At 70.5% G+C, this 15,174-nt stretch carries 18 protein-coding genes and 1 pseudogene; 9 read left to right on the top strand and 10 right to left on the bottom strand.

The genetic code is table 11. The annotated features are described in order from the left end of the window. Positions 1 to 69: 69 nt before the first annotated feature. The 10 genes from ACH4FX_RS37260 to ACH4FX_RS37215 all read right to left on the bottom strand — a co-directional run bounded on the left by ACH4FX_RS37260 (position 70) and on the right by ACH4FX_RS37215 (position 8,382). Complete coding sequence (locus tag ACH4FX_RS37260; protein ID WP_398485919.1) at positions 70 to 573, bottom strand: hypothetical protein; 504 nt, start codon at positions 571 to 573, stop codon at positions 70 to 72. Positions 574 to 710: 137 nt separating this feature from the next. Continuing rightward, positions 711 to 1,277 carry a hypothetical protein gene (locus ACH4FX_RS37255; RefSeq protein WP_398485918.1) on the bottom strand — a complete coding sequence of 189 codons (567 nt, stop codon included), beginning with the start codon at positions 1,275 to 1,277 and terminating at the stop codon, positions 711 to 713. A gap of 82 nt (positions 1,278 to 1,359) precedes the next feature. Next, a complete protein-coding gene (locus ACH4FX_RS37250) occupies positions 1,360 to 1,578 on the bottom strand; it encodes a hypothetical protein (protein ID WP_398485917.1) in 219 nt (72 codons plus the stop codon). A gap of 732 nt (positions 1,579 to 2,310) precedes the next feature. Then, positions 2,311 to 2,607, bottom strand: coding sequence for a hypothetical protein (locus ACH4FX_RS37245; RefSeq protein ID WP_398485916.1), 297 nt, complete (start codon positions 2,605 to 2,607; stop codon positions 2,311 to 2,313). Further along, a complete protein-coding gene (locus ACH4FX_RS37240) occupies positions 2,600 to 2,890 on the bottom strand; it encodes a hypothetical protein (protein ID WP_398485915.1) in 291 nt (96 codons plus the stop codon). Before ACH4FX_RS37240 ends, ACH4FX_RS37245 begins: the two co-directional genes overlap by 8 nt. A gap of 268 nt (positions 2,891 to 3,158) precedes the next feature. Continuing rightward, entirely contained in the window at positions 3,159 to 4,562 is a 1,404-nt protein-coding gene (locus tag ACH4FX_RS37235) for a replicative DNA helicase (protein ID WP_398485914.1), read from the bottom strand. A 193-nt stretch (positions 4,563 to 4,755) separates the two neighbouring features. Continuing rightward, positions 4,756 to 5,874: a hypothetical protein gene (locus ACH4FX_RS37230; protein ID WP_398485913.1), complete on the bottom strand. Its 1,119-nt coding sequence runs from the start codon at positions 5,872 to 5,874 to the stop codon at positions 4,756 to 4,758. Further along, complete coding sequence (locus ACH4FX_RS37225) at positions 5,871 to 6,005, bottom strand: hypothetical protein (protein WP_398485912.1); 135 nt, start codon at positions 6,003 to 6,005, stop codon at positions 5,871 to 5,873. Before ACH4FX_RS37225 ends, ACH4FX_RS37230 begins: the two co-directional genes overlap by 4 nt. Before the next feature lie 540 nt (positions 6,006 to 6,545). Then, positions 6,546 to 7,460 carry a hypothetical protein gene (locus tag ACH4FX_RS37220; protein WP_398485911.1) on the bottom strand — a complete coding sequence of 305 codons (915 nt, stop codon included), beginning with the start codon at positions 7,458 to 7,460 and terminating at the stop codon, positions 6,546 to 6,548. Between the two features lies 1 nt (position 7,461). After that, entirely contained in the window at positions 7,462 to 8,382 is a 921-nt protein-coding gene (locus ACH4FX_RS37215) for a sigma-70 family RNA polymerase sigma factor (protein WP_398485910.1), read from the bottom strand. A 601-nt stretch (positions 8,383 to 8,983) separates the two neighbouring features. On the opposite strand from ACH4FX_RS37215, the gene ACH4FX_RS37210 reads away from it, so the two are divergent. The 9 genes and pseudogenes from ACH4FX_RS37210 to ACH4FX_RS37170 all read left to right on the top strand — a co-directional run. Continuing rightward, positions 8,984 to 9,400: a hypothetical protein gene (locus ACH4FX_RS37210; protein WP_398485909.1), complete on the top strand. Its 417-nt coding sequence runs from the start codon at positions 8,984 to 8,986 to the stop codon at positions 9,398 to 9,400. A gap of 88 nt (positions 9,401 to 9,488) precedes the next feature. After that, the gene (locus tag ACH4FX_RS37205) at positions 9,489 to 9,833 is read left to right on the top strand and encodes a hypothetical protein (protein ID WP_398485908.1); all 345 of its coding nucleotides are present in this window, start codon (positions 9,489 to 9,491) and stop codon (positions 9,831 to 9,833) included. Continuing rightward, positions 9,830 to 10,144 carry a hypothetical protein gene (locus ACH4FX_RS37200; RefSeq protein ID WP_398485907.1) on the top strand — a complete coding sequence of 105 codons (315 nt, stop codon included), beginning with the start codon at positions 9,830 to 9,832 and terminating at the stop codon, positions 10,142 to 10,144. The genes ACH4FX_RS37205 and ACH4FX_RS37200 overlap by 4 nt, the downstream gene beginning before the upstream one ends. Beyond that, entirely contained in the window at positions 10,141 to 10,962 is an 822-nt protein-coding gene (locus tag ACH4FX_RS37195) for a hypothetical protein (RefSeq protein ID WP_398485906.1), read from the top strand. Before ACH4FX_RS37200 ends, ACH4FX_RS37195 begins: the two co-directional genes overlap by 4 nt. Next, the gene (locus ACH4FX_RS37190; RefSeq protein WP_398485905.1) at positions 10,959 to 11,405 is read left to right on the top strand and encodes a hypothetical protein; all 447 of its coding nucleotides are present in this window, start codon (positions 10,959 to 10,961) and stop codon (positions 11,403 to 11,405) included. The genes ACH4FX_RS37195 and ACH4FX_RS37190 overlap by 4 nt, the downstream gene beginning before the upstream one ends. Before the next feature lie 61 nt (positions 11,406 to 11,466). Next, positions 11,467 to 13,410: a hypothetical protein gene (locus ACH4FX_RS37185; RefSeq protein WP_398485904.1), complete on the top strand. Its 1,944-nt coding sequence runs from the start codon at positions 11,467 to 11,469 to the stop codon at positions 13,408 to 13,410. Between the two features lie 81 nt (positions 13,411 to 13,491). Next, positions 13,492 to 14,076, top strand: coding sequence for a hypothetical protein (locus tag ACH4FX_RS37180; RefSeq protein WP_398485903.1), 585 nt, complete (start codon positions 13,492 to 13,494; stop codon positions 14,074 to 14,076). 1 nt (position 14,077) lies between these two features. After that, entirely contained in the window at positions 14,078 to 14,290 is a 213-nt protein-coding gene (locus tag ACH4FX_RS37175) for a hypothetical protein (protein WP_398485902.1), read from the top strand. Between the two features lie 141 nt (positions 14,291 to 14,431). After that, positions 14,432 to 15,174: pseudogene (locus ACH4FX_RS37170) on the top strand (hypothetical protein); the annotation flags it as partial.

The raw sequence follows: 15,174 nt of genomic DNA, 5'->3' as shown, positions 1-15,174 counted from the left end.
GAGCTGCTTCGCAGCTCAGCCCCCCTCTCCCCGGCCCGCCGCGAGCGACGGGCCGGACTTGAAGTGGCGTCAGCCCCGGGCGAGCTGAGCGAGGTGGGCTCGCTTGTCGTGCAGGGCGAACACGGCCTCCAGCAAGGCCTGGGCGACCTCCTCGGCCGCGGCCGAGGCGAGGTGGCCGTGCAGGATGTCCAGTGCGGCGGCGAGCTGGGCGTCGTCGGCGGCGAGGCCGCAGGCGGTGAGACCGAGAGAGGCCGAAGTGGTCAGCGGGCGGCGGTCCAGGGCATGCGTGATGTACTGCCCGAACCCTGCGGGAAAACCGGCGCCCGGGGTGTCGGCGGCGACGGTCTGGGCGTCGGCGAGGGCGAGCCGGGCGCTGTCGGGGATGCCGTCCGGGCGGGTCGGCTGCTCCTCGTAGAACGACAGGGCGACGATGTCGAGCAGCTCGGCGATGACGTGCAGCGCACGGCCGTTCCAGGCGGAGGCGAACAGGGTACGGCGGCGAGCGATGTCCGCCAGCACGGCGGCCCGGACGGCGGCGGCGCGGGCCTGCTCGGTCGGCTCGAAGGTGGTCATGCGGGCCCCTTCCAGGGGAGTTGAGGTTTTTCGGTGCGGCCCGGGCGCGGCGGGATTCCCGCCCCGCCGGCGCCCGGGCGGTGTGGTGCGGCCGGTGCCGCCGGGCCCGGGGAGGTCCGGGCCCGGCGGGCGGCGGGCTACTTCTGGTAGGCGGGGATCAGGTCGCGGACCTTGTCCTCGCCGATGCATCCGCCGTCGTGGCGGTAGGGGGACGGCGGGTTGCCGTTGCGCCCGCGGAGGTGGCTCCAGTAGCGGACGCCGGACCAGCCGCACAGCTCGCAGCGCAGGTACCAGGGGTTGTCCGACCCCGGGAAACCGTGGGCCACGGCGCTCCAGCGGTGTTCGGCCAGTCCGGCGAACGCGGTCTTGGCGCCTGTGAGGTTGCGCGGGCTGGCGGGCATCCGCGGGTGCAGCAGGGGCACCGGGCCGGTCGGCGGCTTCGGGGCCTCGGCGCGGATCTGCTCCAGCGCAACGGCGGTGATGCGACCGGCGGCGTACTCCTCGGCGAGATACGCGGCGGCCATGTCGATGCCCTTGGTACCGGTCGGCGGGCGGCGGAGGTTGTGCTCGCCCTTGCTGGTGACGACCAGCCAGTCACGGTGCCAGCGGAAGGCCTGCCCGATGACCCGGTCCTCCCCGATGATCACGGGGTAGCGGCACTGGATGTCCGGCTCTCCGATGCGGGTTTCCAGGGTGGTGCTCATGTGCGCTCCTTGTTGAGGTTTTTCGGTGATGGGACCCGGCGGGGGACGGGATTCCCGCCCCGCCCCCGCCGGTCGTCGGTCGTTACGACTGGGTGGCGTGCTCGATCTCGTGCGCCTGGTAGCGGCCGATGTACTGGCCGCCCCAGGTGACGCAGCAGTACCACTTGGTCGGCGTGTACTCGTAGGTGAGCCAGCCCTCGACCACGCCGTCTTCCGGCAGGTCTGCGACCTGGCCTCCGACCCGCCGCACGTCGTCGCCCTTGCTGAATCCTTCGCGGCTGTCCATACGTCCGGTCTTCATGAGACCCCTTCGTTGAGGTTTTCGGTGAGGGCCTGGGGGCCCGGCGCCGGGAGGGGATTCCCGCCCCCTTCCGACATAGACCATACTCTCAAGTTTTGGGGTTCAAGTCAATCTTCGACACCCGCAAACCCGCAGGTCAGAGCCCATTTTCTGGAAGTTTTCAGCGCGGCGCCCCACCGCATCTCGGCAGCAGCGCTCCCCCTCGCCCGCGACCGGAACGTCGCGCATGACGACTTCCGCGAGGCCGACCCTGCCCACGCCCGGCCTCGATGGCGAGCGAGCCGGACCGCACGCCACGGCGATGCCCGCGGCCGCTGGAGAGCGTGCCGGGCTCGGCCACAGCGCGGCAGCAGCCCGCTCCCCCTCGGCCCGCGACCGGTCGCAGGTCCGCTCACGCGCGTGCATCCGGGACGGCGGCGGTACGGCGCCCCACCCAACACAGTGGCAATACCGGGCAAATCGGAATAACCACCGAGCCAACCCTCTCCGTAGCCAGCCCCGTTCCACAGGACCACCGAGCCGCCGCAGACGGCAGCGGCGGTGCCACGTAAACCGCCCACCGGCCCCGTGCCCTCCTGGCCGTCCACCGGTCGCGACCTGGATGCCCACCAGTGTCCGAGCATGAAGAAGGCCCGCCCCCAGGGGGCGGGCCTTCCTTCAGAACAAGACGGATTCTCAACCCGAAAGGGCCCGGCGAGACAGTGTCTCGCCGGGCCCCCGACTTTGGGTAGATCAGTAGAGCTGGACGCGGGTGAGGACGATGTGCGGCGGCTCCGCCTCGGCGAGGATGACGTACTCGGCGACGCCGAGCACGCCGCCCGGGCCAAGCGGTATACGGCGCTGCTGCGGCCACCGGGCGGAGGCCGTACAGCCCGGCACTTCGCCCCGGGCCTTGTTGATCCGCACCGTCGCCGCGATGATCGCGCCGAACACCTCGCCCGGCAGCGACGCGTCCTGTAGGAGTTCATCGACCTCGGGCGACAGAACGCAGGGCCAGCCTGGCGGCTCCTCACCGCCGGTCTTACTCAACGGGCAGCCCGGCTGCACGGCGACGCTCGATCGCCTCAGCGACGGTCGTCGTCTCCAGCGTGCCGGCCAGCGCCGCCTCGGTGACCTGGTCGCCCGACGGGTCGGTGTCGAGCATCGCCTCACACCACCAGTGGCGCAGCACGGCTCCGGCCTCCTCGGGCGTGGCCGCCAGCAGTTGTCGGAAGAACTCCATACGGCGCTCCCCGCGCAACGCGGCACCGATGCCGTCGGCGTTGCGCGGCACTCGCTCCGGCCCGTGCGGGTGGATCGGCTGTGCGGTCATCGCGTGGCGCCCCTTTCCCTCTGCTTCGAGTCTGCCGTGTCCGTACGCCCGCGGGCGACCGTCTGCGCGGAAGCGCTGCTCTTCTGCGTCTCGACGTGCACGGTGGCGGCCGCCGGCCAGCCGATAGATGCCCCTCAGTCTCACGAGCCGTGTCATTTCCTCAGCACTCCCGTTCGAAGCGAGCCGCTGGCCTGCGGCATGACATCGGCGTGAGACTGCGGCTGAGAAAATGACACGGAATTTGAGACGTTACAACAGCACGTATAGATCAGCGGCCCATGGAGGAGAGCCGCGCCATGTGACCCTGGAACGCCAGGTCGACGATCCGGCCGCTGGCTCCGTTCCTGTTCTTCGCCACGATGGCCTCGACCGTGCCAGCCTTGGGACCGGTGTCAGTGCCGTCTTCGGCGAGCTCGCGGTGGAGCAACACGATGATGTTGGAGTCCTGCTCGATGGCGCTGGATTCCTTGAAGTCGCTGACGAGCGGGCGGCGGCCGACAGCGCCCCGGTTGAACTGGGCGAGTGCGACGACGGGGACCTGGAACTCCATCGCAATGAGTTTGAGGCCGCGGCTGATCTCAGCGACCTCCTGGGCCCGGTTGGCGTTCTTGTTCGTGCCTTCGGGGGTCATGAGCTGTAGGTAGTCGGCGACGACGATCGCGGGGGCATGGCCGCGGGCCGCCATCCAGCGCATTCGGGCACGGATTTTCGACAGGGAGAGGTTCGCGCTGTCGTCGAGGACGAAGTGGTGGGCGCTGGCGAGGCGTTCGCTGACCTTGGCGATGCGCTTCCAGTCCTGTTCGCTGAGCTGGCGGCGGACGAGGTTGTCGAGGTTGATCCCGGCCTCGGCGGAGGTGAGCCGGGCCATCAGCTCGCTGCCGCTCATCTCCATGCTGGCGACCATCGCGGGCTTGTTGTGCTTGAGCGCGACGTGGGCGACGAGGTTCATCCCGAACAGCGACTTGCCGCCGGCGGTCGCTGCGCCCACGGTGATGAGCTGGCCGGGCTTGAGCTGGATCACGTGGTTGAGATCGGGCCACGGAGTGTCGAGGGCGTTGGGGTCGGCTCCGGCCTCAAGCTCGTCGAGGAAGCCTTCCCAGCGGTCGGCGACGGACAGCAGCGGTGTGGCCTCGGTGGCGCCGGTCGCCGCGGCCTGCACCTGGGCCATGGCGTCCTGGACGATCCGGTCGGCGTCTTCGGTCTGGGCGTACGCCTGCGCGACCATGCGGGTGCCGGCCTCGATGACCTGCCTTAGCGCGGCGCGCTCGCGGACGATCCCCGCGTAGTACTCGGCGTTCGCGGCGGTCGGCACTTGCTGCACCAGGGTGTGCAGGTAGGAGGCGCCGCCGACTTTGGTGATCTCGCCGCGCTTGGTGAGTTCGGCGGCGACCGTGACCGGGTCGATGTGTGCCGGGCCGGTGCTGGTGGCGTACATGTCGAGGATCGTGTTGTAGATCGTCTGGTGGGCGGGCTTGTAGAAGTCCTCGGGGCTGCGCAGGGTCGCCTCGACCTCGTCGATGACCTTCGCGGCGCTCGCGCGGGAGGACAGCAGCATTGCGCCGAGGACGCTCTGCTCAGCGTCCAGGTCGCTCGGCTGAGGACGGCCGAAGCCGTTGTCGTCCCGGTCGCCCGGCTCGTACTCGGTGCGGTCCGGAAATTCTGCGATGCTCACCTGTGAGCTCCTGTTCTGGGAGTTTTCGAGCGGCGGCCGGGTCCTGGCGAGGTTTTCCGGCCGCCGCCGTCGTATCGGTTAGGCCCATGGAGGGGCCTGAGCGCCCCTCAGCGCGCCGACGAGGGGCCCTCGGGTCCATCCGGGTACCTGGCAACCGCTCAGGCTGCCAGGCGGCCATCTGCGATCTTCGGGGTCAGGCGCGGGCGGCAGCGGGCTGCCGGACCTTGCCGGGGTGGCACTCGGCGCACGGAGCGATGGAGCGCCAACCGTGCTCGTCCTCGGTGGTCTTCATCCGGGTGAGCTCGTCACAGTCCAGGTGACCGCAGTGCGGCGGCAGGACAGCGGCTGGCTGCTCGACGGGGCGGATCTGCCCTGGCACGGTGGCGGTCGCGGCGGCCCTGTGGCGGCGGACCAGGTTCTCGATACGCGCTTTGAGTGCGCCCTGTGGGTTGTTCGGTCGCTCGCCCTTGATCAGTTCGGCTACCAAGGCGTCGTCGAGATCCCAGCCCTGTGCTCTGGTGCTCTCCACCAGCAGGGGTGCGTACCGCTTCGCCGTGGGCCGCCCGACGGCCCACGGCGCGGGCAGTTCCTGAAGGAACTCCTCAGCGGCGGCGATGGCCTTGGCATCGAACTCCGCTTCCGCCCCCTCCTCCTTCTTTTCTCGCGCAGCGAACCTGCTGTGGTCCGCGGTGTCCGTGAGGGGGTTGGGGGAGGTGGTATCCACCACCTCCCGGGGGGGTGTGGGGGGGAAACCGCCATTGGAGGCACATGGCGCGACCTGCGGCTTTGCTCCATCCGCCACATGTGGCGACTCGCCATATGTGGCCATTGGAGGCACATGGCGCGACCTGCGGGTTTCCGTTTCGTCCGCATTCCATGTGCCGTCATTGGAGGCATGTGGAGTGACCTGCGGATTTACCAAACCGGCGGCGACGACCTCGATGCGCTCCTGGGGCGGCTTCGGACGCTTGGAGATCTCGTAACGCATCCCGACCATCCGGCCGTCCTCACCCTTGAGCCGGTATGCGCGGATGTACCCGGCCTTGCGGATCAAGGCCAGCTCGCGGCGGACGGCGTCCTCGCCGAGCGGCTTGCCGTTCGCCGACTTCCAGCCCATCGCGCGGAACCACCCAGTCAGCTCGGCCACGTCGAAGTTCTCGCCGGGCGGCATGAACCACAATGCCTGGAGCACGGCGATCGTCAACGGCTGCCAACCGTGCCCGAAGAACGTCTCCTCGGTGATCGTCACGCTGGGCTCGGGCTCGATCGCCCGCGCCCACGTCTCGCGCATCTGCTGCTGCGGCTTTGTCACCGGGCCACCCCCGGGGTGGGCCGAACGGCGTGGTTCGTGGCGGCCGCGGTGGAGTGGCCGGGGCCGGCGGTGTCGGTGAAGAGCATGGCCGTGTCGTACGTGACCGGCATGGTTAGTGTCGCGGAGTGCATCGCGCAGTCGTATCCGCGAAAGCGGACACCTCTCCGCGCGGTCGTCGCGAGCGGTTGGTGGTGCATGTGGTGCAGGTCTCCCTAGTGGGCAGGGAGTCGCACGTCAGAGGCGATCAGAGACCAGAGCAACACGGTGAGGTGCTGCATGAACCTGTCGTTCCTGGCTATCCTGTTAGTGGTAGCCGGGCCTCGACCAGAGGTCAGGGGCGCCCGGCGTTACCGCCGACGTACGACTCAGGCAAAAGGCTTCTGAGGGCCCTAGAGGTTGAGTCGTGGCTTAGATGGCCGCCTTCCTGCGCCAACAGGGGGCGGCCATCGTCTGTTCAGGGGATGTGTTCGCGGATCTTCACGTTCAGGTACCTCTCCCGGCTTCATCAACCGGATATTCCGTGCGGTCTTGGCACGTTGCTGTACTAGTCGTCCACCTGGCAGGTAGTGGGATCACGAGGCGTATGCCTCCTCCGTCCGTGGTTTCACCGCGCTCGGGCGGCTACTCGGAACAGCCCTCGGGAGGGCTGGGAGCATTCTCCCCCCCTCCGCTCACCCTCGTGAGACAGAAGGCTCCTCTCGGAGTGTCGTCTCCTTGATGGGTACGGAGCAGTCTTGAGGGCCCGGGCTGCCGACGAGAGGTGATCGGAACTGCACGAACGCTGCCGTGGCGTCGTCGCTTGCTTTGAACCGAGGCCACTGGCAACCGTTCGGGTCAGACTCTTCCGCTTCACGAGTACGGGCGATCAGCGCCGCCGGCCCCTCGGTCTCCAGAAGGTCAAGAAGCTGAGACCAGGTCATGGCACTGAAAGCGTCGACCAGGCGGCTCGCCCCGTCCGTGAGGAGAGCCGCCCGTTGCACGTGGGACAAGGCGACGGTGCCAGTGATCGCGTGCTCAGCGGCTGTGGGGTCGGTCGAGACAACCCAGTAGCCACCAGGCCGGTTCCGCAGCCGCCGCTGCGTGGCGACCAGGTCGGCTACCCGAGCAGCATGATCCGATGTGCCGGTGGGCCCTTGAAGGGCGGCTTGCATCTGATCGTGGGCGACCTCTTCGACGCGCTTGTCGGTGACCGTCTCGATCTGCCCATCACCGAGGTCCAGCACCAGGACGCTGTCCGAGAGAACCAAATAATCGAGGGCATCGGTGTCGGTCCGCTTCCGGACCATGACGACAGTGGAAGCTGGTACTGCCTCTTGCTCCAGGTCGCAGGTCTCGTGGTGCAGCGCATTGACCTTTTCAATGGCTGAGCGGAGGGCGTCGACCAAGGGCATCGTCTCGTCGCCGATCAGGTTGATCAGGTGTGTGCCTAGCTGGCGGACGTACCACGGCGTGCCGTGGGAACAGCCCATGGGAAGTCCCCCGGGAGCGGACAGGCCGTCCAGAACCACGACCCCGGCGGGGCTGACGAGGACACCGTCCTCGTTCGCGGTTCCCACTCCCTGGGCTGATGCCACAGTCACCTGCACGTTAGGTCCCTTCCGGGCGGTAGAACGGTGTGATGCGCTCGCTCGCGACGATCTCCAGCGTCTCAGGGTCGAAGCGGCTGGCAATAAGCGTAGAGAACCGCCGTGCCTTAAGTTCGCGGTGAGCGCTGGCCAACTCGTTGTTCAGCCAGTGGACGACGCCGCCGGAGCCGCGGGCGTGGATGCCGGCGATGTAGAGGAAGGTTCCTTGTCCGTCAGGCCGCGGCAGTCGCCCAAAATAGGCGATATCGCCGTTCCCGCCGTGGTCCATGGGGGAGCGGTAGGTCTCGCCGGTCGTACGGTCGACCAGGTGCCAGCCATCGTCATCCTTGTCGAATCGCAGGTGGGGGTCGCCTTCGAGGATCTGCTCGATCAGTGGCGACAACCGGGGACCGCAGATCACCACCAGGTTGTTGCGGTTGAGCCGCACGTTGCCGCCGAGAGGGATCCGCTCGAAGCTGATCTCCAAACCGACTTCCTCGGCAAGATCTCTTAGGTGTTCGTAGGTCTGGACATCCTCCGTTGCGATGACGGGGCCTTGGACTCTCTTGTCCTTGCCGTCGCGCATCTTGCGCTCTTCCAGCTTCTCGGCGAGCGCAACGATGACCTTCCCTGAGCCCAGGAACAGCCGCTCGGGCGGTGATCCCTTCGCGAGCTGGCTCACTCTCCCCTTGCTGATACCGAGGTCGGCCGCCAGTTGAGTGCTGGTCCGCTGGCCCGTGCGCAGCGTCTCGTTCATGGCCTCATTACGGACGGCCTGAAACTCGCTCCCGTAGTCCTGCGCACGGCTGGTCAAGCTATGTGCGGCTTTGGCGCGTGCCAAGGGGTCAGACATCTCCTTCAGCTGCGCCAGCGTGATGTTGAAAGCCGCGTCGAGTCGCTCTTGTAGTACGGATGTGACCGGGTCAGGTCGCTGCTGTTCCATTTGTGCCTCCCTTCGTCCCGGGCTCATGTTTACCCCACTAAACCCGCCTGGTTCAAGGTGGTTGACTCGCGCCGCAGGTCAGTCCTATGGTTTTGATGTCAGCCGGTTTAGGGCGCTAAATCAACCGGTTGCGCTGGCTATACATGCACGTCAACGCCTTACTCGCGCCCTTGTGCCTGCCCTTGGGCGGGTGCGCCTGCGGCACGGCCATATGCCGTAAAGCGCCTTCGGACCACCTCTGCGGAGCGAAGCCGGATGAGCGTGCTGGCCTTGAAAACTCAACAGTGGACTGAATTCGGGCCGCGGCGCCCCTGCCGTCAGCAATGACGAGATGACCCCCTCACCAGCAGGTTTCCGAGAATTTCGGCTGGTGTGGTCTTGAGCGGGGGGCTGGCCGCACGGCAGCCCGAGAGCGGATCTGAGCAGGGCCCCAGGGGTGGGGTCGGGGCTGGCGTCGAGTCAGCGTGTGCAACTCCCCATCCGCTCACGGCGCCGCGATCGAACGCGATCGACGGCGCACAGCCCCCGGCACGGCGCTGGAGACGCCATGTGTGCCGGGGGCTGTCACGGACCAACCCGATCTCACAGGGAGCAGATCCGCATGTCCATCATCTCAGCCGCCCTCCCGCTGCGTCCCGAGGCCCTGACCAATGGCGTCGAGGACGTCGTTTCCGAGGCGTGGAGCGTCTACGAGGACGTCAAGAGCCTGGCCCGGATCGGTGTCGACATCTCCGTCACCGTGAATCCCGGCACCATCACCGCTGATCTCACCGTCAGCCCCCAGGCCGTTCACCTCCTGCCCGCCCTGATCGACGAGCTGGAGGACAGCGGCATCACCCGCACCCCGGGCGGCGCCCGCATCCTCGGCACCATGTGCGAGGGCCGCGTCCACCTCCGCATCACCGTCGACAGCGCCGAGATCACCGTTGACAGGATCGAGGCCCTGGTCGCCTCCGTCGACACCGACCTCGACGCCGTCCCGGCCGACGCGAGGACCGTGGCGGGGTGGACGGCATGACCGAGGAAGAGCGCCGGGAGCTGGACCGCAAGGTCGACGAGGCGAACAACCGCTCCGCGCACAAGTACGGCAAGACCGGGGGCGTCGCATGAGGGCCGCCGGAACGCCGAAGAAGCTGCTTCCGGTGCGGGTGCGTCTCGTACGGGACACCACCCTCGCCGAGCTGCGCGCCCACCTCGTTCACCACGCCGCCACCCTGTTCGTCCTGACGCTGAAGGACGACGAACTGCGGCGGTTGCGGGCCCGGGTGGGCCAGCAGTCCCGGCTCCTGGACGCGGCGACCGACGATCTGACGGTCGCCCGGCTGCGCCGGACCCGAGCCGTCGACCTGCTGCAAGCGATCGACACCGCCGAGCTGCCGGCCGCGGCGGCCGCGCAGATCCGTGCCGCCTGCGAGGCGCTGGAACGTGGCGGTGAGGAGGGGCCGGGGTGACCGGCTCTCCGTCACCGGTCCGCCGGATCGGCAAGGCCTGGCGCAGCCTGCGGGACACCACCGACCAGCTGCACCCGGCCGCGCTCGTAGCGCTGGCCCTGCTCGGGACCGGCCTCGGCTACGGGGCCGGTCTCCTCCTGAAGCCGGTGCTCGCCGCCGCCGTCGACGTCCTGGTGGCGTCGGCGGCGGCCGCGCCCGGCCTGCTCGGCGCCGCCCTGATCGGGCGCTGCGCCTTTCGCGCCGCCCTCACCATCTCGCGCATCATCTCCGCCCGCCGCCGTGCAGCGGGCGTCAGGGGGTTTCCATCATGACCTGGTTCATCAGCCCGCGCCGGTACGCCCGGCTCATCGCCGAGCGCGCTCACGCCGAAGCACGCGTCTCGGCCGTCCAGCTGCGGCTGGCCCGCCTCTGGGACCAGCGCAACACCTACGCCCGGCGCACCCACGACCTGGCCGCCCGTGCCGAGCGGCAGCAGCGCCAGATCGACGATCTCAAGCGCGAGTTGTCCACTGTCCGGCGCCGTGCCGACCAGTACAGCGACGACCTGGACCGCGCCGCCTTTGAGGTCTCCGGCCTGCGCCGCATCCGAGACCTGCTGGCGGGCGCGCTCGACCACTACACCGACGCCGCCACCCGGCCCGTGCACGTGCTGGTGCGCGACGGCCGCCTGCACAGCGTCCACCGCACGCAGGGCGAGGCCGACCAGGCCGCACGCGACGCCGATCCGTCCCTGCCGGACCCGCTGACCTGGTCGCAGGTGCCGGAGTCCGCCCCGGTCACCGGCTGGAGCTGCTGGCGGCGCGCCTTGCCCCCGCTGTCGCCGGCGCCACAGGAGCCGTTCATCGAGACGTACTTCCGGGCCCTGGAAGCCAAACGGCAGGCCGCGCTTGCCACGCTGCCGCCGTCCGCGGTCGCCGACAAGCACGTCAGCGACCCGGAGGTCCTGGCCTCGCATCTCGCCGAGGACTGCGCGGACTGCGCGCACGCGCTCAGCAGCGTGAACAACCTGCTGCTGGTCAGGGCCCATGAGGCCGCCCGCAAGGACGGTTCGGTGACGGCCGCCGACCGGATCCAGCAGGAGCTGGCGCGCCGCGTCATCGCCGAGCAGGACGCGGAGGTGTGGGCATGAGCAGGCGCTACTGGATCGCCAGCGTCGGGCACTTCACGGTGCGCAACATCACCCCATTCGTGGTGCTCGCCATCGCCGCTGTTTCGGCCTCCCTGGTCCCGGCGCTCGGTGCGCAGGGGCCGTCGGACCTCATCGACCTCCACTCGCAGGACGGGGCTGAATCCTGGCTAGTCGCCATCAGCGTCGTGGCGCTGTGGACAGCCTTCGCTGAACCGCGGCTGCGCAAGGCGATCGACCGCTGGTACCTCGATGGCGCACCACCTGACGAGTGGCTGGCCTTCTTCGGGCTGAAGGAGGCATGGCGCACCCCGGCGATCACTGCCGCGGACTTCCGCCAGGAGCACGGTGACCCGGTGGAGGAGCGGTGGGATGCGGCGGCGTACGAGGTGCACCAGAACCTGGCGGCCTCGCGCGACGCAGACGGCCGCAGCACCCAGGACTGACCACGCCGAGGTGGCCGCCCGACGGGCGGCCACCTCCGTAGATATGAAGAGGAGCTGAGGCGTGGCCGCCCGTACCGCGACCCGCAATAAGACCCCCGGGAAGAAGAAGACGGCGGCCCGCAAGCCGCCGACGAAGACGACACCGCCGCCGCGCCGCCCGACCGGGTCGGCGACCGTGCCGCCGAGCCCGGAGGTGCGGGAGGAGGCCGAGGCCCGCGCCGCGGACCTGCGCGATAGGGCCGCGGACCTGATGGACCGGGCCGCCGATGTGCTCGAAGGGGCCCGGCAGCAGGCGTCCGCCGAGGCGGCCGAGCTGCTCCGGGCCGCCGAGGACGGCGCCCGTACGGTCCGCCGGGCGGCGGCCGCCGACGCCCGCCGGGTCCTGGCCGAGGCAGCAGAGGAGGCCGGAGACCGGCTGCGGCAGGCCACCGCCGCGGCGGACGGCGTCCGCACCACCGCCGAGGACCAGGCGCAGGCGCTGCACGACCGTGCCCGCCACCAGGCCCGGCAGATGGCCACCTCGGCCCGCGCGGCCGCCGGCCGGGTGCGCTCGGACGCCGACCGCGCCGCCCAGGCGATCCGCGACCGAGCCGAGGAGCAGGCCACCGGCCTGCTGGCCCAAGCCGAGCGGCAGGCCCAGCAGATCCTCGCGGAGGCCGCTGAGCAGGCCGAATGCGTGGCGGCGCTGCGCCGGTCGGCGGCGGAGGCCGCCTACCGCGACGCGCTCGCCGACGCCGCGCGGATCATGGATGAGGCCCAGCGTCAGGCCGCGGAGATCCACGCGGCCCGCGCCGCGCTCGACTCCGACCTGGAACTGGCCCGCCGCTCGGCTCGGCTGGAACTGGATGAGGACCTCGCCGAGCGGCGTCGCGCCATCGAGGCGGAGCTCGCCGAGTTTCGGGACAAGGTCCGGCGCGAGGCCGCGGACGACGCCGACGCCATCCGGGCCCGGGCCGAACGGGAGGCCGGGCAGCTCGGCGAACGGGCGGCCGCCGAGGCGCAGACTCTGCGCCAGGAGACGGAAGCCCGGGCCCGCGCCGCGGTCGCGGACATCCGCCGCGACGCCGAACAGGAGCTCCAGGCAGCCCAGCAGACCCGCCAGGCCGCCGAACAGGAGCTTCGGGCCGCCAAGAAGGACCACCAGCTTGCCGAGCAGCGGGCGACCAGCCTCAAGCGCCAGTACAGCGCAGGTGAGATCGCCAAGGCGGCCGCCTTGTGGGTGGGCCTGGCAGCGGTGATCGTCCTGACCGCGTCCGGCGAGTGGCAGTTCGCCCGGCTGGTCGGCCTGGGCGACACCCCGATCGGCGACGCCGGATGGGCCCTGCCGCTGGGCCTGGACGTCTACGCGATCACAGCGTTCCGCAAGCGCAAGGACGTGGGCTTCGCTCTCGGCCTGATGGCCGCCACCAACATCACCTTCCACGTGGCGGACCGCACCGGCGCCGGCATGACCGTGGTCAACGGCGAACAGCACCCGAGCGTCTGGCTGATCGTCATCGCCGTGATCGTCGTGGTTGCCATCGTCTGGCGCATCCACCAGCTCCAGGAAGACGGTCACGGCACCACGAAGCCGAGCGCTCAGCCCGAGAGCGGGAGCGTGCCTGAGCGCGGTGCCGCGCCCGCTCAGTCCGGCGCTCAGCCGCGCACCGCTGAGCGCGCTCACCAGCAGGGCGAGCGCGCTCACCGTACGGGCGCTGAGCGCGCTCAAGGCACCACGGGTGAGCGTGCTCACCGTGCTGATGGTGAGCGCCCGTCCTCTGAGCGTCCCAAGCGTGAGCGCCGTCAGGCCAAGCGCGCTCACACCGGTGAGCGTGGCGCGCTCAAGGAGCGCCAGGACGAGATCGTGCGCGGGCTCTACACGGCGGGCCGCCGCCCGGAGTGGACCGAGATCCGCGACGCGCTGAGCGCCGCCGGGATGGGCGCACCCTCCCGGCCGACCGCTCAGCGCATCCGCGACCGGGTCGAAGCCGCGCACCCGCACCTGAACCTCGCCGCCCGCACCTGAGCGCGGGCGGCGAGCACCGCCCTGCGGGCTGGGCCCGCTTCTGCCCCGAGCGGGCCCCCACCCCCGAAAAGGAGATCCACCGTGTCGTCGGAGATGAAGAAAGAGATCGACCTGCACGTGACGCCGGAGGTGCTCAACCGTGTGCCGGCGGAGTTCCGGCCGCTGCTGTACCTCCAGCACCTGACCCCGTGGTCGCTGGACCGCGAGCGGGAGCACAACACGGACCTGAGCCAGTACCAGGCCGTGCGCGCCACCTTCCAGACGGCGCTGCGCAGTCAGCACATCGACGGCGACTCGCGCTTCGCTGCCCGCTGGAGGTCCTGGAAGGTCGACCGGCACCTGAAGGCGCTGGTCAAGGCGTCGCGCAAGGCCGCGCAGGCCGCAGGGGCGCTACGGACCTCCTACGCCGACCACGTCAACGAAGTGTCGTCCCTGCCGGCCAAGCGGGCGCAGCAGGCCGCGGACAAGGCCGCCGCGAAGGGCGGCCGCAAGGGCGCGGTCGGCGCGCTGGCGGCCAAGAGCCTGCACAAGACGGCCGCCACCCTCGCGCCGCCGCCCGGCGAGGACCAGACCGCAGACGGCGAAACCGCAGGTCAGGAGCCCGCTCCGGCGTCCGGTGGGACGGCGGTCCGTGGCGTGAACGACCTGTTCCGCAAGGGAGCCTGACGTGGCGGAGGTACGGGCGGCCGCCGAGGAGCGGGCCGCCCGGCGCCAGGCCCACTGGCAGGCACGCCAGGCCCGACAGGTCCAGCAGCGCGGTCACGCGGGCTTGGCCGATGCCTGGTGGGACCGGTGCCGGGTGATCTGCAAGGCCCATCCGGAAGCTTGGCAGGACCTGGCGCTGACTCTGGAGAACTGGGCGGCCCGCCAGTCGCGGTGACCGCGCGTAATCGTCATCACCATCACCACCACCCGGAGACGGGCCGGGTCGGGGGTCCCAAGGCGGGCGCGCGGGCGCACGGGCGCGCGGGCGCGCGAGGATCCCCGATCCGGTCACCCTCTGTCAACCCTTGGAGAACCCGTGTCTGACGACAACCGGAACGGCGACGGAGGGGGAACGATCTACCCCTTCCGTCCCCGGGGAGGGGCTCCGCCGGGGCTCCCCCCGGTCCCCGGCGCCCCTCCCCCGGCGCCGCCCGCCACCCCACCGACCGACCCGGACGACACCCCGAACGACACCGACCCCGACGACGACGGCGGAGCGGCAGCGCTTCCGGCCCGCTGCCGGCGCTCGGCGGCCGACTCCCTGGCCGTCCTGTCCCCGTCCCTGCCGCCCGCCCCCGGCGCGGGCCAGGCCCAGGTTGCGCTCCGTACGCAAGGGGTGGACGCGCCGGAAGACGAGGAGGACGCCGAGGCGCCGGGCCTTGGGGTGCTCAGCCTGGCGGCGACGCTGGCGGTCGCGCTGGCCGCGCTGCGCGGCACCGCGACCGCCGTGCAGGACTGGCGTCAGCGCCGTCTGGAGCGCGAGGCGGAGAACGCGCCGCTGCGTGAGGCCCGCCTCAAGCACCAGCTCGCCCTGGAGGAGGCCGCCGCCAAGCACGGGGTGGCGATGCAGAGCATCGGCGACAAGGCCGTCCAGCAGCGCGCCAAGCAGGCGCCCTCCAGCCAGGACTTCGGCCGCAAGGCCCTCGGCGGCGGCCGCGGCTCCACCGGGGGCGGCGGCCGCGGTTCCTCGGGCAGCAGCGGCAGCGGTGGCGGCCGCGGCTCCGGCACGTCCGGCAAGACAGGCGGCGGGAAGTCCGGCGCCAAGTCCGGTGGCGGCTC

The organism is Streptomyces sp. NPDC018019 (assembly GCF_044327805.1).
Lineage (GTDB): Bacteria > Actinomycetota > Actinomycetes > Streptomycetales > Streptomycetaceae > Streptomyces.
The sequence above is the reverse complement of the archived record's forward strand: the minus strand, read 5'-3'. Positions and strand labels throughout refer to the sequence as shown.

Coding starts and splice junctions, on each gene's coding strand:
- ACH4FX_RS37260 (WP_398485919.1), bottom strand. CDS start 573: ATGACCACCTTCGAGCCGACCGAGCAGGCCCGCGCCGCCGCCGTCCGG.
- ACH4FX_RS37250 (WP_398485917.1), bottom strand. CDS start 1,578: ATGAAGACCGGACGTATGGACAGCCGCGAAGGATTCAGCAAGGGCGAC.
- ACH4FX_RS37225 (WP_398485912.1), bottom strand. CDS start 6,005: ATGCACTCCGCGACACTAACCATGCCGGTCACGTACGACACGGCCATG.
- ACH4FX_RS37195 (WP_398485906.1), top strand. CDS start 10,141: ATGACCTGGTTCATCAGCCCGCGCCGGTACGCCCGGCTCATCGCCGAG.
- ACH4FX_RS37240 (WP_398485915.1), bottom strand. CDS start 2,890: ATGACCGCACAGCCGATCCACCCGCACGGGCCGGAGCGAGTGCCGCGC.
- ACH4FX_RS37190 (WP_398485905.1), top strand. CDS start 10,959: ATGAGCAGGCGCTACTGGATCGCCAGCGTCGGGCACTTCACGGTGCGC.
- ACH4FX_RS37205 (WP_398485908.1), top strand. CDS start 9,489: ATGAGGGCCGCCGGAACGCCGAAGAAGCTGCTTCCGGTGCGGGTGCGT.
- ACH4FX_RS37255 (WP_398485918.1), bottom strand. CDS start 1,277: ATGAGCACCACCCTGGAAACCCGCATCGGAGAGCCGGACATCCAGTGC.
- ACH4FX_RS37210 (WP_398485909.1), top strand. CDS start 8,984: ATGTCCATCATCTCAGCCGCCCTCCCGCTGCGTCCCGAGGCCCTGACC.
- ACH4FX_RS37215 (WP_398485910.1), bottom strand. CDS start 8,382: ATGGAACAGCAGCGACCTGACCCGGTCACATCCGTACTACAAGAGCGA.